The organism is Nitrosomonas cryotolerans ATCC 49181 (genome assembly GCF_900143275.1).
GTDB classification, from domain to species: Bacteria; Pseudomonadota; Gammaproteobacteria; order Burkholderiales; family Nitrosomonadaceae; genus Nitrosomonas; species Nitrosomonas cryotolerans.
In genome coordinates this window covers 473,322-498,930 of sequence record NZ_FSRO01000001.1, presented here as the reverse complement: position 1 = coordinate 498,930, position 25,609 = coordinate 473,322, and the positions used below count along the sequence as shown (strand labels likewise).

The 25,609-nt window shown below is 44.6% G+C and carries 21 protein-coding genes and 3 pseudogenes; 11 read left to right on the top strand and 13 right to left on the bottom strand.

Going from position 1 to position 25,609, the window contains the following annotated elements:
- Nucleotides 1-323 precede the first annotated feature (323 nt).
- The 4 genes from BUQ89_RS02175 (at nucleotide 324) to BUQ89_RS02160 (ending at nucleotide 5,362) form a co-directional block, all read left to right on the top strand.
- Entirely contained in the window at nucleotides 324-1,607 is a 1,284-nt protein-coding gene (locus BUQ89_RS02175; RefSeq protein WP_036573503.1) for a glycerophosphodiester phosphodiesterase family protein, read from the top strand.
- 256 nt (nucleotides 1,608-1,863) lie between these two features.
- Nucleotides 1,864-2,616 (top strand): esterase/lipase family protein, encoded by a 753-nt coding sequence (locus BUQ89_RS02170; protein ID WP_051537649.1) that lies wholly within the window; start codon nucleotides 1,864-1,866, stop codon nucleotides 2,614-2,616.
- A 48-nt stretch (nucleotides 2,617-2,664) separates the two neighbouring features.
- A complete protein-coding gene (locus BUQ89_RS02165; protein WP_028462004.1) occupies nucleotides 2,665-4,026 on the top strand; it encodes a helix-hairpin-helix domain-containing protein in 1,362 nt (453 codons plus the stop codon).
- Nucleotides 4,027-4,663: 637 nt separating this feature from the next.
- The gene (locus BUQ89_RS02160; protein ID WP_028462003.1) at nucleotides 4,664-5,362 is read left to right on the top strand and encodes a glutaredoxin; all 699 of its coding nucleotides are present in this window, start codon (nucleotides 4,664-4,666) and stop codon (nucleotides 5,360-5,362) included.
- 103 nt (nucleotides 5,363-5,465) lie between these two features.
- On the opposite strand, the gene BUQ89_RS02155 is transcribed toward BUQ89_RS02160, so the two are convergent.
- Nucleotides 5,466-7,061: an asparaginase domain-containing protein gene (locus BUQ89_RS02155; RefSeq protein ID WP_177183633.1), complete on the bottom strand. Its 1,596-nt coding sequence runs from the start codon at nucleotides 7,059-7,061 to the stop codon at nucleotides 5,466-5,468.
- Nucleotides 7,062-7,318: 257 nt separating this feature from the next.
- Entirely contained in the window at nucleotides 7,319-7,525 is a 207-nt protein-coding gene (locus BUQ89_RS02150; protein WP_305728834.1) for a transposase, read from the bottom strand.
- Between the two features lie 345 nt (nucleotides 7,526-7,870).
- On the opposite strand from BUQ89_RS02150, the gene BUQ89_RS13660 reads away from it, so the two are divergent.
- The 4 genes and pseudogenes from BUQ89_RS13660 to BUQ89_RS14505 all read left to right on the top strand — a co-directional run.
- Nucleotides 7,871-8,020, top strand: coding sequence for a hypothetical protein (locus BUQ89_RS13660; protein ID WP_177183632.1), 150 nt, complete (start codon nucleotides 7,871-7,873; stop codon nucleotides 8,018-8,020).
- Nucleotides 8,021-8,482: 462 nt separating this feature from the next.
- Nucleotides 8,483-8,623 carry a hypothetical protein gene (locus tag BUQ89_RS13655; protein WP_177183631.1) on the top strand — a complete coding sequence of 47 codons (141 nt, stop codon included), beginning with the start codon at nucleotides 8,483-8,485 and terminating at the stop codon, nucleotides 8,621-8,623.
- Between the two features lie 81 nt (nucleotides 8,624-8,704).
- Nucleotides 8,705-9,295, top strand: a pseudogene (locus BUQ89_RS02140) (IS3 family transposase); the annotation flags it as partial.
- A 12-nt stretch (nucleotides 9,296-9,307) separates the two neighbouring features.
- Nucleotides 9,308-9,472: pseudogene (locus BUQ89_RS14505) on the top strand (integrase core domain-containing protein); the annotation flags it as partial.
- A gap of 302 nt (nucleotides 9,473-9,774) precedes the next feature.
- Here BUQ89_RS14505 and BUQ89_RS02135 read toward each other — a convergent pair.
- The gene (locus BUQ89_RS02135; protein ID WP_281250617.1) at nucleotides 9,775-10,719 is read right to left on the bottom strand and encodes an EDSAP-1 family PEP-CTERM protein; all 945 of its coding nucleotides are present in this window, start codon (nucleotides 10,717-10,719) and stop codon (nucleotides 9,775-9,777) included.
- Here BUQ89_RS02135 and BUQ89_RS13405 point away from each other — a divergent pair.
- On the top strand, nucleotides 10,664-10,843 hold the full coding sequence (locus BUQ89_RS13405; RefSeq protein WP_143071306.1) for a hypothetical protein: 180 nt from the start codon (nucleotides 10,664-10,666) through the stop codon (nucleotides 10,841-10,843). The genes BUQ89_RS02135 and BUQ89_RS13405 overlap by 56 nt on opposite strands.
- 515 nt (nucleotides 10,844-11,358) lie before the next feature.
- On the opposite strand, the gene BUQ89_RS02130 is transcribed toward BUQ89_RS13405, so the two are convergent.
- From BUQ89_RS02130 to BUQ89_RS02110, 5 genes are all read right to left on the bottom strand, one after another.
- Nucleotides 11,359-12,186 (bottom strand): IS3 family transposase, encoded by an 828-nt coding sequence (locus tag BUQ89_RS02130; RefSeq protein ID WP_074202476.1) that lies wholly within the window; start codon nucleotides 12,184-12,186, stop codon nucleotides 11,359-11,361.
- Nucleotides 12,187-12,206: 20 nt separating this feature from the next.
- Nucleotides 12,207-12,488, bottom strand: coding sequence for an IS3 family transposase (locus BUQ89_RS02125; protein ID WP_074202475.1), 282 nt, complete (start codon nucleotides 12,486-12,488; stop codon nucleotides 12,207-12,209).
- Between the two features lie 809 nt (nucleotides 12,489-13,297).
- The gene (locus BUQ89_RS02120) at nucleotides 13,298-14,110 is read right to left on the bottom strand and encodes a hypothetical protein (RefSeq protein ID WP_051537772.1); all 813 of its coding nucleotides are present in this window, start codon (nucleotides 14,108-14,110) and stop codon (nucleotides 13,298-13,300) included.
- Nucleotides 14,111-14,676: 566 nt separating this feature from the next.
- On the bottom strand, nucleotides 14,677-15,738 hold the full coding sequence (locus tag BUQ89_RS02115; RefSeq protein ID WP_028462517.1) for an SMP-30/gluconolactonase/LRE family protein: 1,062 nt from the start codon (nucleotides 15,736-15,738) through the stop codon (nucleotides 14,677-14,679).
- An 803-nt stretch (nucleotides 15,739-16,541) separates the two neighbouring features.
- Nucleotides 16,542-17,774: an RNA-guided endonuclease InsQ/TnpB family protein gene (locus BUQ89_RS02110; protein ID WP_074202474.1), complete on the bottom strand. Its 1,233-nt coding sequence runs from the start codon at nucleotides 17,772-17,774 to the stop codon at nucleotides 16,542-16,544.
- Nucleotides 17,775-17,804: 30 nt separating this feature from the next.
- Between BUQ89_RS02110 and tnpA the strand changes: the two genes are divergently transcribed.
- A complete protein-coding gene (tnpA, locus tag BUQ89_RS02105; protein WP_074202473.1) occupies nucleotides 17,805-18,221 on the top strand; it encodes an IS200/IS605 family transposase in 417 nt (138 codons plus the stop codon).
- A gap of 85 nt (nucleotides 18,222-18,306) precedes the next feature.
- Here the strand turns inward: tnpA and BUQ89_RS02100 are convergent, their stop codons facing one another.
- Together BUQ89_RS02100 and BUQ89_RS02095 are read right to left on the bottom strand one after the other, a co-directional pair.
- Nucleotides 18,307-19,170, bottom strand: a complete 864-nt coding sequence (locus tag BUQ89_RS02100; RefSeq protein WP_028462529.1) for a universal stress protein — start codon at nucleotides 19,168-19,170, stop codon at nucleotides 18,307-18,309.
- A 12-nt stretch (nucleotides 19,171-19,182) separates the two neighbouring features.
- Nucleotides 19,183-20,658 carry a SulP family inorganic anion transporter gene (locus BUQ89_RS02095; RefSeq protein WP_028462528.1) on the bottom strand — a complete coding sequence of 492 codons (1,476 nt, stop codon included), beginning with the start codon at nucleotides 20,656-20,658 and terminating at the stop codon, nucleotides 19,183-19,185.
- A 351-nt stretch (nucleotides 20,659-21,009) separates the two neighbouring features.
- Here BUQ89_RS02095 and BUQ89_RS02090 point away from each other — a divergent pair, with 351 nt between their 5' ends.
- A complete protein-coding gene (locus BUQ89_RS02090; RefSeq protein ID WP_083605143.1) occupies nucleotides 21,010-22,083 on the top strand; it encodes an IS5 family transposase in 1,074 nt (357 codons plus the stop codon).
- Nucleotides 22,084-23,150: 1,067 nt separating this feature from the next.
- Here the strand turns inward: BUQ89_RS02090 and BUQ89_RS02085 are convergent.
- The 3 genes and pseudogenes from BUQ89_RS02085 to BUQ89_RS13400 form a co-directional block, all read right to left on the bottom strand.
- Nucleotides 23,151-23,663, bottom strand: coding sequence for an ankyrin repeat domain-containing protein (locus BUQ89_RS02085; protein WP_218612751.1), 513 nt, complete (start codon nucleotides 23,661-23,663; stop codon nucleotides 23,151-23,153).
- A gap of 95 nt (nucleotides 23,664-23,758) precedes the next feature.
- On the bottom strand, nucleotides 23,759-24,889 hold the full coding sequence (locus tag BUQ89_RS02080) for an HNH endonuclease (protein ID WP_051537759.1): 1,131 nt from the start codon (nucleotides 24,887-24,889) through the stop codon (nucleotides 23,759-23,761).
- 409 nt (nucleotides 24,890-25,298) lie between these two features.
- A pseudogene (locus tag BUQ89_RS13400) lies at nucleotides 25,299-25,484 on the bottom strand (IS256 family transposase); the annotation flags it as partial.
- Between the last annotated feature and the right edge of the window lie 125 nt (nucleotides 25,485-25,609).

Here is a 25,609-nt window from a genome sequence, read left to right as displayed (position 1 = left end):
ACGACAACATCTTTTTAGCCAGTACACATCGCATCTTATAGCCGCACCGGCGGCATTCCTGTTTATGTCGGCGCACAGTTATTATTTCCAGCCACCCGTTTTGATTTTCACCATATAAGCGCAAACTGAAAATAACACTACACTCCAAATGGATTTTTTCTGGCCGCCTGTACCTGGCTTTCAATATAACGTTGCCGCCTATTTTCCTTTATCATGCTGATATGCGTGGCATTTAATCAGTTATCAAATCGTCACTAAAGCTGTTATTTTGAGTGTTCAAAACATTGTTTGATATTTTTAACTCATAAATGAAGAGTCAAATAATGCATCGTATTCAGATAGCCGTTGGCACAGTGCTCATTATCACACTGCTATTTCCAATATCTTTCGTTTCCGCAACTAAAAATGATAACAAGGATCAGTTTGAACATCCTGCAAGCATGAAACATAGCGCCCGCCGTTATATCAATAAGCCAAGCATACAACTCGGCCCTCGTCCCCTTCTTTTGGTCGATGATATGGACGATAGCGCGCTTAAAAAAAAGCTACAACAATGTGCCAATGAAACGTTTTATAAAACCGACTTTTCTATTGGTCACCGCGGCGCGGCATTACAATTTCCCGAGCACTCAAAAGAATCTTATGAAGCCGCAGCACAGACCGGCGCGGGAATTATTGAATGCGATGTCACTTTTACAAAAGATAAAGTATTGGTATGTCGTCATTCACAATGTGATTTGCACACCACAACAAACATACTGACAACGACGCTGGCCAATAAATGTTCATCTCCGCCCGATTTCAGCAGCGACAGGCCTTTTGCCAACGTACAATGCTGTACGAGCGATATTACTTTAGCCGAATTTAAAACACTTAAAGCCAAAATGAATACCGGCAATCCAAATGCCAATACGGTAAAAGAATATTTAAATGCGATGCCACACCCACGCACTGATTTGTATTCTGCTAACGCCACAGTTTTAAGTCATGCTGAAAGTATTGAGCTCTTTAAGCGGCTAAACGTCAAAATGACACCGGAATTGAAGGCGCCTAGCGTTGAAATGCCTTTTCATGGCTTTACCCAACAGGCCTATGCTCAAAAAATGATCGACGAATATAAAGCCGCTGGTGTCAAACCCAAAAATGTCTATCCACAATCATTTAATTTGGATGATGTGCTTTATTGGATTACGAATGAACCAGAATTTGGCAAACAAGCCATTTTTCTTGAAAACATGGACAGCGTCGCTGATCTGCCAGAAGCCATTGCAAGATTATCCACCCTGCCTGACAAAGGCATTAAAATTGTAGCGCCGCCACTTTGGGGGTTAGTGACGCTAAATGAATCCAATCAAATTATACCTTCCAAGTACGCAGAGACGGCCAAAGCATTGGGGCTGGATATTATCACTTGGACACTTGAACGGTCCAGACTGCTGAAAAATGGTGGTGGCTGGTACTATCAGACAATCACGGAGGCGATCAACAATGATGGTGACACAATGACATTACTGGATGTATTGGCAAAGGAAGTCGGCGTACTGGGCGTCTTTTCGGATTGGCCGGCCACGGTTACATATTACGCCAACTGCATGAAAATACGATAGATTCTCTCGAATGGGCGTATTTACTGTTTTATACGGACCACGTTCATCCCCATCCATTTCGGAATAGAAATCACCGGGCATGCCGCTTATATTCGCTCTCATTCAAAAAATATAGCGGTTTAAACAATAGGTGGATAATCGAATTTGGTAAATTTGCATCTGGGTATTGCAACTATTCATACAGGTGATTTATTGCGGCTTAGAATAAGTATGAAATGATTCATTCCTTATTTTTTATACACCACATAGAGATACCATGAGTCTAGTAAACAACAATAAAACAGCTATTGTTTTCGTCCATGGGCTGCTGGGATTTTCGTCGATATCCATTCTGGGTAAAATTATCCATTATTTCCGCGCGTTACCGCCCTATTTGTCTAACCATACGCAATCTATCTATTTTCCACCATTACCTGGCACCGGCACTGTAGAAGAACGAGCACGTGTACTCGCGGATTTCCTCGAGAGGATAAACGTGGATCAGATTAATTTGATCGCCCACAGCATGGGTGGACTCGACAGCCGCTATGCGATCCATCATTTCGATTCACAGCAACGCATTCGCTCCCTAACGACCATTGCCACGCCACATCGCGGCACGCCGCTGGCGCAGCGAATCATCAATAGCAAAAAACCGCTCTATTCCCTGCTACGCCGCATCACCCATCCGGCTCTATATGATCTAACACCGGAAGCCTGTGCCCGCTTTAATCTGGAAATTAGCGACCTGCCTCATGTGCAATACCGCTCGTATGCCGCCACGCGTCCGGCAAATGAAATGCCGCCGATTTTTCGCCCCTGGACGCGGGCTCTCGCAACCGACAGTGGCGAGAATGATAGTCAAGTATCCGTCTCCTCAGCCCGGTGGGGTGAATTCAAAGGGATACTGCGCGCGGACCATATGGAGCTGGCTGGCTGGAGTATGGGCTGGCCAAGTATTAGCAATGAACGCCCGTTTGATCACTTACGTTTCTATACTAATCTGGTACGAGAACTGAATACGAGTTAATATTATCCCGTGGGATTACCTTCAACACAGTTAACAAGGATGAGTGTCATGACTCCAGAATCTGAACTGAAGGAAAATCATATTTCCCCTTTCTATTTGAGCTTAATAATTGTGCTTAGCGCGATTTTTGTTGGAGTAGTGGGACTTTTATCCTATGCCAGCCTTGGGATCGCTAATGCCACTTTATCCCTCCACGGTCAGATTGCACAATGGTTCGATCCGGTTTTCTTTCTATACAATTTGGCCTTGCTCGTCTTTGCAGTAGGGATCGTTCCGATGGTCACATTGTGTTATGTCCATTCCATGCGCGAGGAAAAAAAGCAACGCCTTAAACACGAACTGCCACATAATGTCCTCAACGATAATGAAAATAAGATATATATCGATAATTATCTGAAAAAGGCATTCACCTTACGCAATTACATTGGCAGCATGTCAACGTTAATGCTAGTCATCCTATTTGGATGCATGATCATTTTATTGCTCAAACCCATGCCACTCAACGAATTTGGCGGATCCGGTGTGGATTATAGCAAGGGCGCCAATTTTCTCATGCTGGGCACCTATATGGAATCCTATGTGCTGGGCAAGTCCTCCAGTGATCACATTAAAATTCTCATTTATACATTAACTGCATTTCAATTCGGTTTTCTAGGGGCCTATGTTTATTTTATTGGGCTATTGGCACGCAGTTATTTCACGCTGGATATGACCCCGAATCTTTTTATCAGCTGTAGTATCCGCATGATGACCGGCGCCCTGTTGGCTCTGGTATTATGTTTTATTTTTGTAGAACCCAAATTTAGTGGGTTAGATGATATTTTAATCAAAGGCTTGCCTGTCTGGAGCTTTATGATCGGTTTTTTCCCCAGTCGCGGCCTGGCTTTGCTTGAAAATATCACCACCAAAATACTGGGCAAATTTCTGGGTTGGATACGTATCACGGAATTCGCTTCGCCACTATCCGATCTACCTGGAATCAATTACGATCATGAGATCCGCTTGAAACGTGAAGGTTATGACAATATCGAAAACCTTTCCAATGCTAACGCACTTGACCTCGCACTGCATACTGGTTTTGGTTACAAACAGTTGTCACAGTGGATCAGCCAGGCGCATTTGCATGGCCATCTGCGCAATGATTATCAGACTTTCGTAAAGTGCACGGGAATCTCTTCACTGCATGATTTTTTTAAATATTGGCAGGCCGCCAGAACACAGAATCCAACTGGCGATCCAGCAGAAACACTCATCGCTGCCACCGGTAGTCAGAAAAACAGTCTTGGCAATAAAATCAATATTCTCTGTACGCTAGCCGAAGTTTACCATCCCGTTGACGTTAATAGTGACACACCTGAATCACCGGCAACAACGCAAACGATGGGTGTTAACAACAAAAACCAGGAGTAAAGCCCAATGAATCCATCCTTCATTCTCCGGCTGTTAACAGCACTCCTATTTTCCTCCAGTGTTCTCGCCGCTACAGTACATTGTCGTTCGGACATGTATCAAGCACGTTAGTTACAAATAACTCATGAAGGCTGGGAATTGCAACTTAATCACGGCATCATCAAAGGTATAGGCAAAATAAACCGCCTTTTTCATGCGCTTTGAATGCACTGAAAGCCGGTTTGATTGTCCAATATGATGATAATCGATTGAAAATAAAAATGACTCTATTTCGGTTCAGTTAGCACAAAAAGCCAAATGTTTTGTCGCATTTTAGCGCTTCAGGCGAAAAATGCTCAGGAGTAAAGGTCAGCCAGCCCAGTGATGAAAAGGATTAAAAGAAGCGAATACAGGATCAAGATGGCTTTAAAAGATCCCGGGTTTGCGCAGCTGTTCTAGGCGGCACCCGGACAGCTAGACCGAGATAATCAAGAATTTGAGTGATTACGCTGGATTCCAAGATAGCGGCGATGATTTTCAGGGTTTCGCCACAGTACTGACGATACTCTAAATGCAAGGTAATTCCTTGTTAAGGTTGGCGACTTTTGGATCTGAATTAAACCAACGCAACGAATTGATCTAAAAACGGGAGGCAGGAATGGACAAAAAAATATCCAACGAAGTGTTCCGCAAGGAGACTTGCCCATGGGGCAAAAAGGCGATCAAATTACTGGGTGATAAAGGCGTAGATTTTCATGACCACATCTTTAAATCGACGGAGGATGAGGAAGACTTCAAAACAAAGTGGCGTGTTGATACTACGCCACAAATTTTTTTGAATGGTGAGCGGATTGGCGGATATACGAAGTTGGCAAGCTACTATGATGTACAAGCTGATAACGATCTTGCAGAGACATCATACATCCCTATCATCGCAGTTTTTAGTGTTACTCTGCTGATGGCCATATTCTCTCAAAACATCATGTATAGCTTCATGGGATATTCCTTGTGTTTATTGGCGTGTCTTAAGTTGATGGATTTGGATAGTTTTGTAAAAGGCTTTACGAGATATGATTTGATTACCAAAATCTTCCCGTTTTATGGAAAAATCTATCCCTTTGCTGAATTAATTGTCGGACTTGGCTTTCTAGCGCCACAATATTTGTTTATTACAGGATGGTTGGCGCTGTTCGTCGGTACCGCAGGTGGTATCTCAATTTTTAAAGCTGTTTATATCGATAAAGCCGATTTAAGCTGCGCCTGCATTGGCGGTAATTCGACCGTGCCACTCGGAATAGTCAGTTTCTCTGAAAATGCGATGATGACATTTATGGGTGCTTGGGTGTTATTTGCTTAAGAGACGGTCGGCAAACTAATTCGATCTACCACGTGACCAGAGCGCCTGGGGTATAGGTAAAACACCCACCCTCTCCATGCGCTTTGAATCTACTGAGAGCTGGTTAGGGTGTTTGGTAAAGGCGCGCTGCGCAAGTATTTGTCGCGTAGTTAAATACCTGCATTAATAATTTGCTCTGGCATGGAGAATTCACATCGTAGTGGCCACTGAGCACCAATTTCGATGAAGCTCCAACAGAAGTACCGCTATTGCTTGCCCAAATTGCTTTGTTGTAGCGGCTATAGAAAACCAAATTTCCGTCATCTTGCATAACCAAGCGTCCGGGTAAATCAGCAGCCACAGGCACGACTGGAAGACTCCAAAGTAGCGTGTCGTTGCTTACTGCAATCAGCACGGGACCGGCTGCTTGATCGTTTGTCAGCCTGGCGCTGCCATCGAGTGTGCATATCGACTGGCTTGGCATAAGCACGGCATTTGTTCGGCTATCCAAACTGTTGACGCTGCACATTTCTCCGGCAAGGTTGGTTTGAAACATCGCCCTCAACTGATCGCGACTCCAACCTTGAATACTGCCAAAGCTCGTTAGAATCATCAACTTCGCCAACGCACTCATCGGCGTCATATCAGCCGAGCTTAGCGCTCCAACCTGAGGCAGCCAAGCTCCGGAAGCGTAGGCACTGTTGTTCACACTGCCACCAATAACCCGGGTGCAATCAACAAGATTTACCCCTTTATTTGTTGCATTATTTAAGGCCTGATAAATAGCGCCATCTGAAGGAGAATCCGGATTTCCTGAGGGAAAATTACCCTCTCCGTAAGATTCCAATATAAGGCCGGAGGCACCCGTACTTACTATAGCGGAAATCATATCAGCCATATACGCGGAGACAGTATTTCTGGAATAACGGGCCGGAAAAGCATTAAGCTGGGCTACAGGATAGTGATCAATATTCTCAGCAATGCTATCCACCATTGCTTGCTGCCTGGCGAGCACGTCAGGGTTATCCAGACTCACGCTGTCATGAACGGGGCCAGGCAGCCAGTGTTCATTAAACAGTTTGAGCTCGATGCCATATTCCGCTAATGCAGGATACTTCGGCGATGAAAACGCGCTGAACCTGCTTGTGCTGGTCTTTAATATTCTGTTGCCACGATAGAGTTTGTTTTGGAAATAGGCGCAAACTTCTGGCACACCTGTACGTGCTGAAGCAACAGCTCCGCAAACGTTTTGAAAGGCATCTGTATTAAAGTTAATTGTTAGCTCAGCATTGCCACTTTTCTTGTTGTACAGCGGCACTTGGGAACCGGTAATAATGACAGGCTTGCTTAATACTGCGCTACCGTTGCCATTTTCATCAAAAGCATTGAGTAAAAAAGGGAGCGCTGCGCCGGTGAAATCCATACTATCGGTGCCATGTAACACCAAAAAACCATCGTAATCTGCGTAGTTTGTCAAAACACCCTTAGCCATAATACACCAGTCAGTTGGCTGCAGATTGGTGCTATCCAGAGTTGCACCTGAGGATTCAGGAAATGCTATATTAATTAGATAGCCAATTTCTAAATCAGGAAACTGGTGCGTCAAAATAGGGTTTAGCATTCGCACACTGGCGTCAGCAAAATCTGCTGCTGACATCGGCGCCAAGGGCTCACCAATACAACTGATAGTGCCACCCGTATTGATTATTGCAATCCTCATCGCTTGCAGTAACTCCATAAGATAAAAGGGGATGTATTTAATTCTGCTTTGTATTAATCGACGGCTTAGTTGTCAAACAGGGTGATAATCGATCGAAAAGTGGCTCCATTCTGGTTCAGTCAGCACGAAAAATCAAAGATTTTGCCGTATTTTGGCGCTTCAGGCGAAAGACGCCCAAGAATAAAGGTCAGCCCCCAGTGATGAAAAGGATTGAAAGGAATGCGCACACCATAAAAGCGGATAGGTTTAGCCTTGGCCTAGGAACCAATGCAGCCAGGCATTGCAGGAATTCCAACGGTGACATAATGAGATGTGCTGTGCCATCCCGATAAGATACCTTTAACCTGCCCAGCACCATTGAATGTTAACCGTTTATTAGCAATCCCCGGTCGCGTGATATAGCGGCACAAATATTCCAATTCCTTACGCTGATTCATGGCGCAACGCATGCCGGCATGCAGGATAAAACCTTTCCTGTGTTATTAAGCCATTGCTTATTGAAAACCAAGGACATACGAAGCAAAAATGTACCGGGAGTAACGGATATACGAAAGTGACGTAAAATACCCAGGGGTTGGAAGACCATCTAAACAAATCCATCTGGCGCTTGACAAAACATTTGAGAATCATTTGAATATAGGCTTCCCATTGGGACGCACTGATGTTATCACGCAGACACAACAATGCAATGGCCTGGACGAGATTTGAGGAAAAAGTAACTGGCCACAAAGCCAGCGGATAATTAAGCATTGTGTTCCAAAAACGCTTAAAACCTATAAACGCAGGAAAATCGCTAAAAGGGGTTACTTATGAAAGTTGAAGTCACGGTTGAATTAGACATAAATCTATCTAAAGCCAGTATTGAAGACATAAAAATATTATTGGAAGAAATGATGAATCCCAGGAAATTTGATGCCCTGGAAGCGGTAAGCATAAAAGATATAAAGTTAGGAAAATAATTTTCAACTAACTAAGGCCAACGGCTCGGGACCGCACACAAGCAGAGGGTCAAGTCTTACTATGCCACATACAGTCAGCTATTTCAAGAAAGGGTCAAGTCTTGTTGTGCTAGAAAAAGGCTACCAGTTTCTCATGGACGCAATTGACTGAAGTGGTACCGCAAAATTGGACAAGTTGTTAAGCTCTGATATGAGATAAATAGAGAGACATAATCATGAGCAAGAAACGCATACAGAAGACCGCTGCATAACTGTGTTTTTGAGCTTTTCTGATTACTTGCAGCATTGATAAATCAAACACTTAAAAATCTTTCCCAGCCCAAGATAACCAGTTATGCAGCGGTCTTTACAGTATTCAAAGCCAAAATAGCCTTGGCAGCAATACGTGGGGAAGAAACGATACCACAACTAGCCACTCGTTATCATACCCATCCTACGCAGATTAATAGCTGAAAACGTCATTTGATTGAAAAAGCCAGTGATTTGTTTGGCAAGAATAGTGACGCCAATAATAAGAATGGTCATAGTGCCGACGATTTACATCGCGTGATTGGGCAATTGACGGTGGAACGCGATTTTTTAGCCAGAAAGCGCGATCATTAAGTGTTGCTGAGCGCAAAACAATGATCGAGCACCACGAGAAACTAAGTCAATCGCGTCAATGCCATTTGACTTCGTGTTGCACGCTCGTCGTATTATTATCAGCCACAACCCACAGATGGGAGTGAGTTAATCTTGTTGCGTCAAATGGATGAGCAGTATTTGAAAACACCACAGTATGGTTCACGCAGTTATGCCACGTGGTTCAGGCGCCAGAGGATGATGATAGGCCGCAAGAAAGCAACTTCAATGATGAAGATGCTGGGCATTATTAGCACAGTACCAAAGCCCAAAACCAGTATTCCGGCCAAGCAGCACAAGAAGTATCCTTATCTGCTCAAAGGTAAGACCATTAGTCGTCCCAACCAAGTTTGGGCGACCGATATCACTTACGTGCCGATGGAAAAAGGTTTTGGCTATCTTGTTGCTATTATGGGCTGGCATTCGCGTAAAGTATTGAGCTGGCGCTTATCCAACACACTGGACGCTGATTTCTGTGTCCAGGCTTTGGAAGCTGCCATCCAGGATCATGGCTGTCCGAAAATCATGAATAGTGATCAGGGTGTGCAGTTTACCAGTGAGGCATTTACATCAATACTAAAAGCCAATGGCATACAGATCAACATGGATGGCAAGGGTTGCTACTATGACAATATTTTTGTTGAACGACTATGACGTACAGTCAAATACGAACATTTATATGCTCGAGAATTCAACAATCTAAAGGAGATAAGGAAAAGTTTAAATGTTTGGTTCAACCGGCACAATCAGGAACGTTTTCATCAAAGTCTTGATGATCTAACACCAGATGAAGTTTACTATCAGAAGTACGCAACTCCTCAAGCTGCCTGAGCTTGATTAACCAGCCATGTTAGAGCTTAATTTATCTTCAGGTTGTCTAGTTAATGAGGGCCACTTCAGTATTATCGGCTAATAAGTATTTGTACGTAATCCAGGATGAAATAAGTGATGTCTATATTTCTTGCACTCTGCCTTGATCGAATGTTGTCGCATGACATCTTTCTGTTCCCCCAGATTTGAGCTGCGCCGAGCTGCGGAAAAACTAGCAGAAATTTAGCTCTAACAAGAATGGAAAAAGGGAGCCATGTAAGCTCCCTTTTTCCATTTCTTTGTGGCCCTTTCCGTTGCGGATTTTAGGTGCGACGGCGGCTCAGACTCAGCCCCAGAACACCCAATCCCATCAAAGCCAAGGTGGCGGGTTCAGGTATAGTCGTCACAGCCGCGTTGGCATCGGCGAGGGTCCCCGATCTGATTGTCAATTGATAGCGATTGTCTTCCAGCAGTGCCACTGTCCTGCCGCTCCAAGTTCCAGAAAACGCAGTACCCTCTGAAGCGCCTCGGAAAGATGTTCCATTAAGTGGCGCGTTTCTCGCAACTGCGTCGTTCAACCTGAAAGGATCGATCTCGTTGGTAATGCCAAATGATGTGCCTGTGTTATCAAGACTAATACCATCCGGCTGCCAGTTTACGACATTGGCACCCGTCGTCAGATCATCGATGGTGAAGAACAGACTATACTGCGCGGAAGCAGAGGTGGGGAATAGCTCGGTGGGGTCAGTATAGGCCTCCAGATATGCACGGGCGTTAAAGCTAAAATCAAGCTCACCGCCTTCGCCTAAGGTAAATATAAAGCTGGAAGTAAGACCGTTGTTAGCGGTGGAACTGCCGTCCCCCGCAGCATCCAGGGAAACATAGGCCGCTTGAGACGCCGTTGCGGGTGTCGGAATAGGCACTCCTCCGACCTCCAAGCCAGCTATAGGCGAACCAAACTGCGACTGATCTGCAACAGCGAACGTGGACGCAGGAGGGTTGCTTATGACAGCGTAGCTGTTTTCAACGTAGCCCCCTGTGCCGCCCACGTTTACGAAACCCAAGTCGATATCCTGGCCAGAACCAAGACCCGAATCCGTGCTGGTCACACCATTCAGGTTAGCAGAAACGTCCGCTGTATTCGTAATGGTCAGAAGATCAAAAGCGGTACGATTAAGTAGCGCGCCGCCCTTAGAGATGGTGAAGTTTGTCATGTCCAGTACCGAGGTAGCGAGTGCGCCGGCGTGGGCGGTTCCAGCGGTGGACATTGCCGATAGAGCAATACTGGTGGCAAGCGCTAATGTTTTTAGTTTCATTATTTTTCTCCGATATAAGAATAAGGATATTCCGTATTTATCGTGTCGAACTTCTCATTCGACACTAAGAGGCTAAGCACACACTATGCCGATGCCAGATATGTCTCTGATCTAATTGCTTTTATTCTCTATAAAACATAAAAAACAATTTTCGATCAGCCACGTAAGAGAGTCACTTAAAGGCATCTCTAAAAATCAATTCTCGTTGCGCAACCCCTTCGCCCCAACCCGATCAAACTTCCTATAAGCTTTATTGGGGAAAACAAATGGCAGAAACAAAACAAGCGTCAAAAGCTTTATATATTATGTTTTTAAGGTAATACAATCATATGCTTCCAGCAGAAAAATGATATAAGGAAAATACCTATTTTAGTCTAAGTGACACCCCTACTAAAAATTCAAGCAAGCCTTCTTGACCTTAAAAATCTATACGATTAGCTAAACAAGCTAAAAGATCTCCTTGTGGAACCAATCATGTAATCGACCGGAGTCTATTCGCAGATCTTCTCGCCGAAACAACCAGTGAAGTGGCCCCCATTAACTAGACAACCTGAAGATAAATTAAGCTCTAACATGGCTGGTTAATCAAGCTCAGGCAGCTTGAGAAATTGCATACTTCTGATAGTAAACTTCATCTGGTGTTAGATCATCAAGACTTTGATGAAAACATTCCTGATTGTACCAGTTGAACCAAACATTTAAGCTTTTTCTTACCTCCTTTAGATTGTTGAATTCCCGGGTATATAAATGTTCGTATTTGACTGTACGCCATAGTCGTTCAACAAAAATATTGTCATAGTAGCAACCCTTGCCATCCATGCTGATCTGTATGCCATTGATTTTTAGTATTGATGTAAATGTCTCACTGGTAAACTGCACACCCTGATCACTATTCATGATTTTCGGACAGCCATGATCCTGAATGGCAGCTTCCAAAGCCTGGACACAGAAATCAGCGTCCAGTGTGTTGGATATGCGCCAGCTCAATACTTTACGCGAATGCCAGTCCATAATAGCAACAAGATAGCCAAAACCTTTTTCCATCGGCACGTAAGTGATATCGGTCGCCCAAACTTGGTTGGGACGACTAATGGTCCTACCTTTGAGCAGATAAGGATATTTCTTGTGCTGCTTGGCCGGAATACTGGTTTTGGGCTTTGGTGCTGTGCTAATAATGCCCAGTATCTTCATCATTGAAGTGGCTTTCTTGCGGCCTATCATCCTCCTCTGGCGCCTGAACCACGTGGCATAACTGCGTGAACCATACTGTGGTGTTTTCAAATACTGCTCATCCATTTGACGCAACAAGATTAACTCACTCCCATCTGTGGGTTGTGGCTGATAATAATACGACGAGCGTGCAACACCCAGTAAATGGCATTGACGCGATTGACTTAGTTTCTCGTGGTGCTCGATCATTGTTTTGCGCTCAGCAACACTTAATGATCGAGCTTTCTGGCTAAAAAATCGCGTTCCACCGTCAATTGCCCAATCACGCGATGTAAATCGTCGGCACTATGACCACTCTTATTATTGGCGTCACCATTCTTACCAAACAAATCACTGGCTTTTTCAATCAAATGACGTTTCCAGCTATTAATCTGCGTGGGATGGATATGATAACGAGCGGCTAGTTGTGGTACCGTTTCTTCTCCACGTATTGCTGCCAAGGCTATTTTGGCTTTGAATTCTGTTGAATATTGCATGCGTTTCTTGCTCATGATTATGTCTCTCTATTTATCTCATATCAGAGCTTAACAACTTGTCCAGTTTTGCGGTACCACTTCACAGGAAGCCAAAAAAACCTGGCCGGGCGCAAACTCTTTGATCGAGTGATGTTATTCAAGATGCAGGTATTACAAGGGATTGTCCTTTAATAGAATTTCCCAAAATTTCAATTGTTAATAACCAATGAGTTGTATAGTAAAAAACAGACAAATCCGATATTACGAGACAGCCCCTGCAAAGACTATGTGGATCAAGGAACCAATCTGATAACTGCGCGGGAGATTACTTCAGCGAAAGTGCACCACAGTCAGGTTTTGGAAGAAGTGCTGCAATTCCCTGAAGTGGGAGAAACAAATATCTACGCAAGCTCGACGTATCGCAGCAATGGGCGGGAAGAAAGTCTGATCACCTCTGGACACGCGAATCACATTCACGAAAAAAACTCACAATCTTCCGCTCACCGAAGCACAAAGATCCGGCAACAAAGAAAAATCACGAGAGACTTTTGCAAAAGCCCTCGCTAGAAGTTTTAAACTATTGGGGTTTTGCAAAGGGCTCAATCTAGTTTATAACATCAAACGTGCGACGGCCCTGATTCGTAGGAAACACTTCAGCTTCGATAGAGTCATTGCGCCTGAAATAACCTAAAAATGGCGAAACCGAGAAAATAATAGTCAAATATTATCTTGATTTGAAGAAAACTCTTTCTAAATAATTGATAGAAAAATTGACTGAAATCGCTTCTCGGGTCGGATTGATTCACTCTTTTTAGATGTTTTTAGAGGTACCCTAAAGTTTCTATTTAAGCAAGACTGCAATCGGTGGATGGGCCACGCCCAATTACGCACTTGTTGATAGCATCAAGATCGTGAGCAACAAACATTTTATTAAGCCATAAATCATTAGAAAATACTCTGTTTTTTCTTATATCCCGCCATATGTCAATTTTTACTAACGGATTTGATTCGTTGAATTCTTGGATAGCAAGCAATTCACCAGCAAACGCGTGATTAAAAACGAAATCAATGTCATCAAAATACATAAATACTCTACGTAGCATTTTTTTATTTGGTAGGCTAAAGATCTTTAACACATCTTTGGTACCGGAATAGAGATCAACATCGCAAGAGACAAAGCCAATCGGGGGATGGTTCTCCAAGACAAATTTTGGCAGGGTATCAGCAATGTTTCCTAGGCGAAGCTCGGTTCGCGATGAAAGTCTCTGCTGTAATTTCGGCACATCCATTTTATAGTCGCCCACTCTCCACTGATCCGGGTGATCTCGATAGTCGTAATATGGTTCGGGAAGCCCTTCACCAGTATCAAATCCGAATACTCGGATCTTAATTCCAGTTTCCTTTTCTATAAGCTCCGCATATGTTTGGAGTGCAATTAATCCGTTTCCGCCAGCAACACCGAACTCTGACACTGAAATCTCCGGAATTCCCTCACGCAGTGCCTGATCAGCTGCCGCTAGCACTCCTGCGAAGTAATGGGGTCGATCGACAGCTCCCCAACGATCAATCGTTCTAGCGGCTTTTGAAAAGCGCTTAACAAAGAAGTATGTCGCTAAACGGAATGGTGGTTCTTCGGAAATTCGACTGAATTTAGACATTTACATACCCCTTAATTAGAATGCGTTACAGAATCTTAATTTATTCATATCTGGTCTTTTTGACATCCCCTTCCACCTAAAGACAGGGGATTCCTCCTGCCTCGACCCCGGAATGGAGTAGATGACTTCGGTGAGCTCCTCTTGCCGACGACATTATTGTATCGTTCACTTGGCAGGCGAGCTGGGCACGTTCTGCCCTTAGAATATTGATGGCCACGTTGAGGTCTGCATTTTCTGCGTATTCACAAGAAGCTATGGGGCGGCGTATTATGATCGTTATCTTATTTCACGGCCTCTTGTGATGGTGCACCAACTGCTATCATTCGCCAGCATATCGAACAACAACGAACCCCATATTGATCGACAATAAAGACGCCTACGGCGTCCGCGCTATCCACCCTCCCCCTGAACAGAGAGGATTTCTACTCAGTCCGTTAAATTATTTTTTGCTATATTCCAGAGCATAGGAAAAATAAACTGCCTTTTTCCATGAAGACTGAATCTACTGAAAGCTGGCTCGATTGTCAAACACGGTGTTAATCGATCGAAAAAGGCTGCATTTCGATTCAGTTAGTGCGAAAAATTAGAGTGTTATCGGATTTTTGGTGCTTCAGGCGAAAGATGTCCAGGGGTAAGAACCAGCATTGAATGCCGTGGCAATTTGTCGTTTGTGGCCGAAAAACACTGAGTGCATTGCCGAACGGCGTCAACGTATCAAACTGCTGACCACGTTCGGTAACAAACAGATGCCCTTCAGGAAACTGACCTCCGCGTCCGACCTGCACTGAAGAAGTACCCTGAAATGTCAGGATATCGGTTTCCTGCAAGACCTCGCCCTGTGGGCTTAGCAAAAAGACCGTGCCTAGATAGTAATCGGTCACCAGCAGATGATCGCCCACTATAGTCAGGTCATCGAAAAAAGTGCTGCGAGTATGCAGAGTATCGAGTTGTCCGGGAGTACCGTCAGGTTGGATCGACAGGCGGAATATCGAACGATTTCCGTCATCGCTGATAAACAATGTATCGATACCATTCAGTCGCTTATAGTCGATACCGTTAGGTCCGAATAGCCCTTCGGCAAGCCACACCTCCTGCGACAGAATCCTTGTCGGGTTAGCAGGATCAATTGTCAGGCGCACGATCTGGGGAGTTACTGAGATCGGCCCATCGGTGATGTAAAGATGACCGTCCGGCGTGGCGGTCATGCCGTTGGGCAGGATCATGCCCTCGAGCGTAAACGCCGGTTGCAAATCAATAAAGCCATCCAGAGATGAAACGAATATCTGTCCCGCATGAATCACATACAGATAGTTTTGATATTCGGCCAAACCATTGAAGAAATTACTGCCGTCGCCACCCACTACATCCAACCGATATTCAGCCTCAGCATCTCGTGTCAATTCGTAAAGAAAATCGCCGCTGATGAACATTCTGTTATTCATTGTCAGCAGGCTGTTCTCAGCCTCGGGTACACGAAACAACTCAACCCGCTCACCGCAGCTATTACTCACACATAAGGATTGGGCGCTGACTTCTTGATTGCCTAATGCTGTTGTATTAGCACCATCAGAATCATCACAGGCCGACAGCATTACCTCCAGTACAATCATGCACCAAGCAAACTTCATTCTCTGCCTCATAGTATTTTCAGCATTCATGGCGCCCGGATAATTGGCAACTCTACGCTGCCGGACACGGTATAGCCATTTGCTAGATGTTAGTCTTACCGGCGTTGTCGAATTCGTCGTAGACACCATAGAATAGCAGACCCATAACATCCCCGGAGGAAAGCGGTGCGTTCACTCCAGCCAGCAACAAACTGCTGGCACCAAGCGAACTGCGTATGGGGGTGACCGCATCGTTTATCAAGGTATAGGAAAGACCACCCTTTTCATGAGTTCGGAATGTACTGAAAGCTGGCTCAGTTGTCAAAGACTGTGTTAATCGATCTGAAAAGGCTGTATTCCGGCTCAGTTAGCGTAAAAAAATCAAAGGGTTTGCTGTACTTTGGTGCTCCAGGTGGCGCCCGGGCAGGTATGCCGAAATGATCAAAAATTTTAGTGATTGCGCTGGATTCCAAGCCTGACGGCGATGATTTTCATATCTCCGTCACAGTCCGGACACTGCGCGATGTCGATATCAAACATCCGCTTTAACCCAGATTTTCCAATAGGCGAATTCTTTAATGAATCCATTAGAGAAACTTATTAAAGAGTTGCATTATGACTCCCCCACTGCGCACATTCCAATCATGAGAAGAGACTTTTGTAAAAGCCCTCACCGGAAGTTTTTGACTATTGATTATAAAGGATTAATTTTTCAACAACTATGGGGGCTTTGCAAAGGCCTCGAAAAATATCATCGACGAACAACTAACACAGGATGATTGACATCCTCCCCTTCCTAAACGAAGGGGATTCCTAGCGACTTATTAAGCCGTTAAGAGTAGGTTTGTATTGCTACTGCCTACTGGTTCCCGCTTCTTAGACGAAACTAACGTTTCAACTCCACAGGCTAACAAGCGATGTCCTCGCTCAAGTACATTCAAGGCACCTACCAAGTCGGCATTGGCTTTAAATCCACATTCTGTACATTCAAAAGCACTTTGGCTTTTGCGATTGTCACGACTAACATGTTGACATCCAGGGCAGGTTTGAGAGGTGTATTGAGGGTTTACCTTCAATACATCCCCGCCTGAACAAGCCTGTTTATACTCCAAGAACGAAACGAACATTCCCCATCCTTGGTCAAGAATGGATTTGTTTAGACCCGATTTCGCTTTGACGTTTTTACCATGCTTTTCAACACTGCCCTTGGCACTCTTAGACATGTTTCCTATCTTTAAATTCTCAACTACGACCATTGCGTGATTTTTGCTGATTTCGGTTGAGGTTTTGTGTAAGAAGTCTAAACGAGCATTGGCAATACGCTCATGCAGTCGGGTAATGATTTGTTTCTGCTTTTTCCAGTTAGCAGAGAAACGGACTTTTTTAGACAGCTTACGCTGTTCAAAAGCCAGTTTCTTTGATAACTTTCTGAAACTGTTTAAAGGTTCTACGTATGAGCCGTCTGACAAGGTTGCAAAGCGGGTAACGCCCATATCAACACCAATCATACTGGTTGAGCTATGACGCTTTAGCTCGGTCTCGTACTCAGTCTGAATCGACACGTACCAATAACCGCCTTTACGGGAAATCGTCATATTTTTAACGTCACCAATGACTTGGCGTGAATTACGATATTTCACCCAACCGATTTTAGGCAAGAACACTTTGTTAGACTCTTGCTTCAGCTTAAATCCTTGTGGATAACGAAAGCTGTCACTCAAACCTTTTTTCTTGAATTTTGGAATCCGTTTTAAAGGCTGTTTTTTATCAAAACCGTCTTTGAACGCTTTTTCTAAGTTTTTTAAGGCTTGTTGCAACGGTTGAGAATGAACGGTTTTTAGAAATCCATAATCTTCTGAGGATTTCCATAGCTTTAGCCAAAATGACAACTCGTTGTACCAAAGCAATGGCTGTTTCTGCTCTAATCTGAACAGATTCATTGCTAAGGCTTTATTCCAAACAAACCGATTAGCACCTGCAAACTCAACCATCTTCTGTACTTGGTCAGAATTTGGATTGAGTCGAGATTTAAAGGCTTTGCGTATAATCTGCTTCATGGTTATAATTATACAAAAAGGAATTGGTCTATGCAAGTTAATAACGATGTAAGAACAGGAAGACATTGTGTTTTTAATCTTCATGTTCATTTGGTTTTTGTAACAAAATACCGTAGAGATGTTTTCTCCGGAAGGGTATTAATTGATTTGGAAGAAATATTTAAAAACGTGTGTTTGGATTTTGAAGCAGAATTGGTGGAATTTAACGGTGAGCATGATCATATTCACCTTTTAGTTAACTATCCACCAAAAATTGCTATTTCTAACTTGGTAAATAGTTTGAAAGGCGTTTCAAGCCGACTTATTCGCAAAAAGAATTATCCCGAAATTAAAAATAAGCTTTGGGGTAATATGCTTTGGAGTCCAAGCTATTTTGCGGGTAGTTGTGGTGGAGCACCACTCTCGATTATTAAGCAATATATTGAACAACAGCAAAGACCGCATTAAACAGGCTTCGCCTGTGCGCTTATATCTCCGCCCTGAAGGACGAAGTTTTACGCGCTATTTGATAAAATTGAAAACGGACGGCAATCTAACGCAGCAGCATCGTTGGTATTGTAGCTGAACGTAACAAATCAGTGGTCTTGCTACCGAACAACAGACTGCGTAACGGCGAGTGGGCATAAGCGCCCATAATGAGCATATCGATATTCTGTTCCCGAACAGTCTTTGCGATGATACTCTCCGCATCGCCGGGTGTCAGCGAAGCGGGCGCCTCAAAACCAGCCGATTCCAATACCGTTTTGGCCCATTTAAGTTGTCTGGATGCTTCTTTGCTATTTTTGCCAGACATGAGTAAATGGATGGGCAAGCCACGAAATAATTGGCTTGCTGCAACCATCTTTACACCACGTCGGGTAACGATACCGCCATCGAAAGCAATCATAATCCGACGCGGCTCTTTGAATCCTTCAGTAACCGTCAGCAGGGGTTTATGCAAGGCACGCACGACCCGCTCAATATTACGCCCCAGGTCGCGCTGCGTAATTTCTGCCGATTCACCGCGCCGACCAAGCACAAACAGGCGCACGCCCTTTTCCTGCTCGACCAGTGTTTCTTCCAGCGTTCCATGACGTTGTCGTATATCGGGAGATTCGACCCCCGCTTCCCTGGCACGTTCGCGCAACCGATTAAGGAAGATACGGCCTTGCTCGCGGGCCACTTTACTGCGCGACTCATCTTCATTAGAAAGTTCAGCCAATAGTATTTCCTGAGCATCAACACCAATAGCGCCACTGTGGTCGCTGCCAGTTGAAATTTCGGGAGTACGATTGATAATGTGCAAGAATTCCAGCGGAGATTGCATACGCTGCGCGGCCCAGGCCGCATAGTCCGCCACGTAGTCGGCGTAATGCGATTGATCGACGCAGGCCATTACTTTGTTTACTGTTCTCATGTATTTTTTTCCTCAGTGGCCCATCAATTTCTCGACGGCAGCCGGCTTGTCATGCACGGCGAAGTTATCCACCATGGTTGTGCTGGCTTCATCGAGGCCGACCACCTCGACCTCGGTGCCTTCACGCCGGAACTTTACGACCACTTTATCCAGTGCACTTACTGCCGTGATATCCCAAAATTGCGCGCGGCTTACGTCGATTTGCACTTTCTCAATCACTTCTTTGAAATCAAAGGAGCCGATAAAGCGGTCTGCGGAAGCAAAAAATACTTGACCAACGACACGGTAAGAGCGGACACGTCCTTCGTCCGCAGATTTCGAGCCAACATGTAACACCATCCCGACTTTATGGGCGAAAAAGAAACCGGAAAGCAACACACCGACCAATACGCCTTGAGCCAGATCATGGGTTGCTACGACTACAACGACAGTGGCGATCATCACGACATTGGAGCTTTTTGGGTGCTCGCGTAAATTACGGATCGAGGCCCAATTAAAAGTACCAATGGACACCATAATCATCACAGCAACCAAGGCGGCCATCGGGATAAGGGCCACCCAGTCACCGATAAATACCACCATCAGCAATAGAAAAACACCTGCTGCAAGTGTGGATAGCCGTCCACGGCCACCTGATTTCACGTTGATCACCGACTGACCGATCATGGCACAGCCTGCCATACCACCCAGAAATCCTGAAGCGATATTGGCAATGCCCTGCCCCACGCTCTCCCGGTTCTTGTTACTAGAAGAGTCGGTAAGCTCGTCGATGATAGAAGCGGTCATCATTGATTCCAATAGCCCTACCATCGCCAGAGTAGCTGAAACCGGCAAGATAATTTGCAGTGTTTCCCAGTTTAGCGGTACATCCGGCAGTAGAAATAAAGGCAAGCTGTCAGGCAGATTACCCATATCGCCCACGGTACGAATGTCAAGGTTGAGGCCGATTGTCACAGCAGTCAATACGATAATAGCAACCAGTGGCGACGGAATCGCTTTGGTGATGTATGGAAAAAGATAAATGATCGCCAAGCCAGCAATGACCATCGCATATACCTCCCAGGTGACGTTGATCAGCTCCGGCAGTTGCGCCATAAAGATCAGGATGGCCAGTGCATTAACGAAACCCGTGATAACCGAGCGTGACACGAAGCGCATCAAACTTCCGAGACGAAGCCAGCCTGCGACAATCTGAAGCACACCGGTCAACACAGTGGCAGCCAGCAAATATTGCAGGCCGTGCTCTTTAACCAGCAACACCATGACCAGTGCCATCGCACCCGTAGCTGCAGAAATCATGCCTGGACGGCCGCCGGTAAATGCAATGACGGTAGCAATACAAAATGAAGCATACAAACCCACTTTAGGATCGACGCCAGCAATGATCGAGAAGGCGATCGCCTCGGGGATCAAGGCCAGTGCAACCACAAGACCCGCAAGCAGGTCATTTCGAACATTTGAAAGCCAGTCCTGGTGAAACGATTTCATGTTTTTTTATTCCGTTATTGATACCAGCCATGACGGCGGCAGTTGGGTAAAAGCGCAAACACAGACGCGTCTTCCCAACCAGCGGAACAGAAAGGAAACCCGGCAATCCGGGGAAAGGATGACGCAATTGATTGGGGTTAAGCCCGCGCACAAATGGCTAATTCTTTAAGCGTAGCTGAACACTACGAGGTGGTGAGTCTTACAAGGGTGGTACTCCGCAGTTTACTTCTTACTGATGACTGATTCTTGAGGGCGCATATTGTACCATATCCAAAAGACTACTGCACAACTCCCCCGTCAGCGCGATAACCGACTAAAATAGTGACAAGTAAAAGACATTTGGAACAAGAGATGCAGATAAGTTTTGGAACACTGGAATTGGCACAGCGATTGAGACGAGACAGTGTGCTAATGAAGATTGATGTCCTGATTGACTGGGAGGAGTTACGTTCGAAGCTTACAGGTTTATACAAGCGCGAGTTATCGCATGGTGGAGGACAGGAACCATTTGATAGGTTGATGATGTTCAAGGCGATCCTGCTGGGACAGTGGCATAGTTTGTCGGATGCTGCGTTGGAGCAAGCACTGTATGCTCGGATTGATTTTCTACAATTTTGTGGTTTGTCCTTGTCGGATGCGATACCGGACGAAACCACCTTGTGTCGGTTTCGCAACCGATTGGTGTCCGGCGATCGGTTAGATGATCTGCTAGCCTCGATCAATGAACAGCTTCAATCACACGGATTGATGATCAAGGGCGCAACGGGAGCGGTAATTGATGCCACGCTGATTGAGTCAGCGGCACGCCCCAAAAAGGCTATCCTGCTTGAAGTGGATACCGAAGGTAAGGCTGTTCAATTTGAGGATGGCAGCCAACCAGGAATCACCTGTATTGAAGAACAAAGCGCGGATCCAGATGCGGCCTGGCTAAAAAAAGGCAAGAAGTCGCAATTTGGCTATCGCAGTTACCTGGTAGTGGACTCGCAAGACGGCTATGTGCGTGGAGTTCACACTGCCCCTGCCAACCAGAGCGAAATGATACATTTCGAAGCAGCTATCGAGGGTGCGCACCTTGAGGCAAATCGGGTATATGCCGACAAAGGATCAGCCAGCAACGCCAATCGGCAGTTTCTAAGAAATCACAAAATCAAGAGCGCAATCATGCATCGTGCGTACAAGAACAAGCCACTCTCGGCACGCCAGAAGCTGGCGAATAAATTGATCAGCAAAAAACGCTATATTGTTGAACAGTGTTTCGGCACGGCCAAACGCCTATTCGGGATGGGACGCGCCAGCTACTTCGGCACGGCAAAAGTCAACGCCCAAGTTATGCTGAAAAGTATCTGCATGAATCTAAAAAAAGCGGCCAACAAAATTTTCGTGGACAAGCCACCAAGCGGAGTAGTCCGTCCAAATGCTACATAAAGGGGGAAATTCCCTTTAAAAAGAGAAAAAACCTCATTTTTTTCCAAGATAACACGCATAAAAAATGTCATTTGGGCATTTTTTCCATTGTCACAGTAAATTTACGCAGTTGTGCAGAGGTCTTTCCAATTGCTGCTATGTAACCAGCCCGAAGCACTGCCTGTCGGGTGTTATGGAAAACACCGAAATCCTGACTCAGGCCGCAGCGCGAAAAACGCTTGAGGAATCAAACGCCAAGGATGTTTAATAGGTCCGTAAAGCCCTTACTTATTTAACGTGGGATCGGCATGAATTGCAATACGTTATATTTAGCTTTGGAATGAATGAAGTGGATCTATACCTATAAATAGAATGCAGAAAAGCTGATACTGACTCTGTGTCATATTTGGGTTAAATCCCATGATAACAACTAGCAGATAATACTCGTTGGGACTAATTGTCTCCTATGTTAGCACTACAGGGCCACACTACAGGGTCAGGTCTTGTTTTTGTCTCGTATCGGGCCAGCTCCAGTAGATACGCTCCTTTCTCAACCAGAATTACCTTGTGGCAACTCTGAAAAAGACGATCTGTCCGTTTATGACTATGGTTGAGGGCAAGCCGTTATCGTCATTGCGCTCGAAACTGGCTCACGCCGATTCCCCAGTGAGATCACATGGTACAGAATACTAGCGAACTCCAACTGTAACGGCCTGGCCAATCGCTGCTCCCAATCGCTGCTCCAATCGCAAGATGGTTAACGAAGTTGGCTTTATTTTTTAGCCTGCTAAATGTAAGCCGGGAGGATGACGCATAAAGCAAGACCTGCCCTCGTTACTTCTTCCTAGATTCTTTCATGAATCTCTTCAGTTGAAAAATGTGGCCTAACGCTCAAGCTCACCGGTTCTAATCGAGCGTAGAGGCATTGTCGCCTGGTTCAGCGCCTTGCCAGGCTACGGGTCTATAACATCGACTCGCTATCCATTCCGCAAGGAGGGTCATAAGAGCCATGCCAACCAATTAAAGACTTTTGCAAAAGCCCTCGCTAGAGATTTTTTACTATTGATTATAAAAGGTTAATTTTTCAACTATTGGGGTTTTGCAAAGGTCTCAATTAGTACACGCTCAAACGAATCTACGAAATATCGTTTACCTGTTAAAATCCTGACTACTCCCCCGCCGTAAGCCACAAGCATTCCTTCCGTTGCTCGCCGTTCGTTAGCCTCATCCCAACGGTTACTGCTGGGTCGCAAATCTGGGTCAGCGGGAGTAACCCAAAGTGAACCTTCCTTTTCGAAAGCCCGTTTCAGGAGATTAGCTAAATCTATATATCCCCTCTCTTCGGCAACATCTATAGCTGTTTTGCCTTCACGAGACCGTCTATTTACCGAGGCACCTAACCGGATCAACTCCCTGCAAGCTGTCTCGTGCCCAAAGTAAGCAGCTTGATGAAAAAACGTCCAACCAGAAGATTCTTTTTGATAGCGGCTACATCGTTTCTCAATAAGGGGGATATCCTTCCAATCGGACAATACTTGATCCCACTGCCCATTTTTTGCCTGCTTGTAAACTTCCTCTATCATGTTTTCCAACTTACTCATAATTTTTCCATTATAAAAGGCTAGAGCAGGTACCATTTTATGCTGCCAACGGCCACCATAATCGGTGCGGGCCTTTGGCAAGAATAATGACTGGTTTATTCGCCTTTTTTGAATATATGTTCTCGATGGTAAGCAAGATATTTAGCATGCTCAGACTCGATGGCAGATAATTTCATTTCATCGATTATACCCAAGGCTTTCATGTCTGTTTCATTCATGATATTAGATATCATAATGTTGCCTGAGTCAGTGAAACTGATAAATCCTGAATCAAAGCAAGCATCCAAAGTAGGTGATAATAATAGACCATTATAAAGACTTAACTTCTCAACCACATTGGATTTTGACCAGGGCTTTATATGTGATGCTATTAATAACTTATGCTCTTTACAACCTGTAACTGCACACCTTGACCAATATCTAATAAGGCCCTCCCTAAATTGTCCTTGCCCAACGCGTGACATTATTATTGCCTCGCGTTCAGTATCGCTAAGACTTAAATATTTTTTTACATCGGGCAGCTTGTCTTGGCTGGCCATTTGCGCAGAAAGCATCCACAAGAAAGAATGCGCATCCAGCATTGAAACCTCTGACGATAACGCATCAGACAGCATTCGCTTTAGCTCGCCAATTAAATATAGATAAATTGAATAATTTTCCCATGAGCACCGTTTGCTTGTTTTGAAATCGGAACCAAGAAGCTCGAATGAGCTATCAAAATATGAAGGAGCGATCGGTAAATATTTTGAATTATCTTTTATAAATAATAGATAAGCTATCAACGCATACTTCTTTCCAAATATATCAAGCAACCCTTCAAATGATGCTTCAACCTCTGTCTTGTGGTAAAGATTGAACAAACATCGCTCTATTATTTTTGATTCTTCAGGCGATTGCTTTGCCTTGATTAATGGATAGTGTGGCCTTCTTTCATCTCCGTAGAGATTTTGCCACTGGACTAAATTATTAATCTTTATTTCTATTGACTCAATTGTTGAAGCTATAATGCTACCACTGCCGATGTCGGATTCTTTCCATTTTTGAAAAGCCAGTTTTTCTCTGGCAGCTTTGTATATATCGCATTTATATCCTTCTTGTTCATTTATGTATGGATTAGAGGGGAATGATACAAAAAGAACACTGGATTGCTCCTCAACAAACTTTTTGAATGCTTCAAAATGCTTTTCAAATAGATATGGGTCGATTGTTGGTTTCGTAGTTTTCATATTAATCCCTATAAAAGTTAACGTTTGTTTGAAAGGCTTGCACGTAGTTATCTTCCGTCGCTGTGATTTTTTTAACGGTTCTCTTGAGCACACCCATCATTGCGGCACTGGGAATGAGTAAGGCAGCCCAACAACGAGCAAAGCCCATCCCCATTGAAGTTGGACTGATTGTATTGTTATATCGGCCAAACCACGAAATGGGTTACCCGCAAGATCTAATTCCATATCAGCTCTTGCTTGAGGCATTTTTTATTGGGAATTGATGAAAGTGGAAAACATGACGTCACTTGATGAACTATAGTCATATATGGCGCATGAGGGATCAAGCGGCCACCTATTTTTGATCTCCATTTTGTTTAATGCCGTTAACGAATTTAACGCCGAAAACGACATCTGCTAACAATTCCTAGCCTCTTAATCGAAACCATTTTTTCTGCGCCGCTTCCATAAGTTTGAATGCCATAGTCAGCATTGTTGTTCGACTTCCACTGCTTTTTGTTTTAGCTGTTCTCAGTCTAACGGTTGCAAAAGCCGACTCAATCGGATGGGTGGTTCTGATGTGTTGCCAGTTTTCTGCGGGATAATCGTAGAGACTTTTGCAAAAGTCCTCGACAGTTCGATTTATTCAACGGTGCCCATTCACCACCACTACAGTAAACCAGGGAATATAATGTTACGCATCGGAAACAATTCGGTACATTAGTGACCAAGCACTTACCT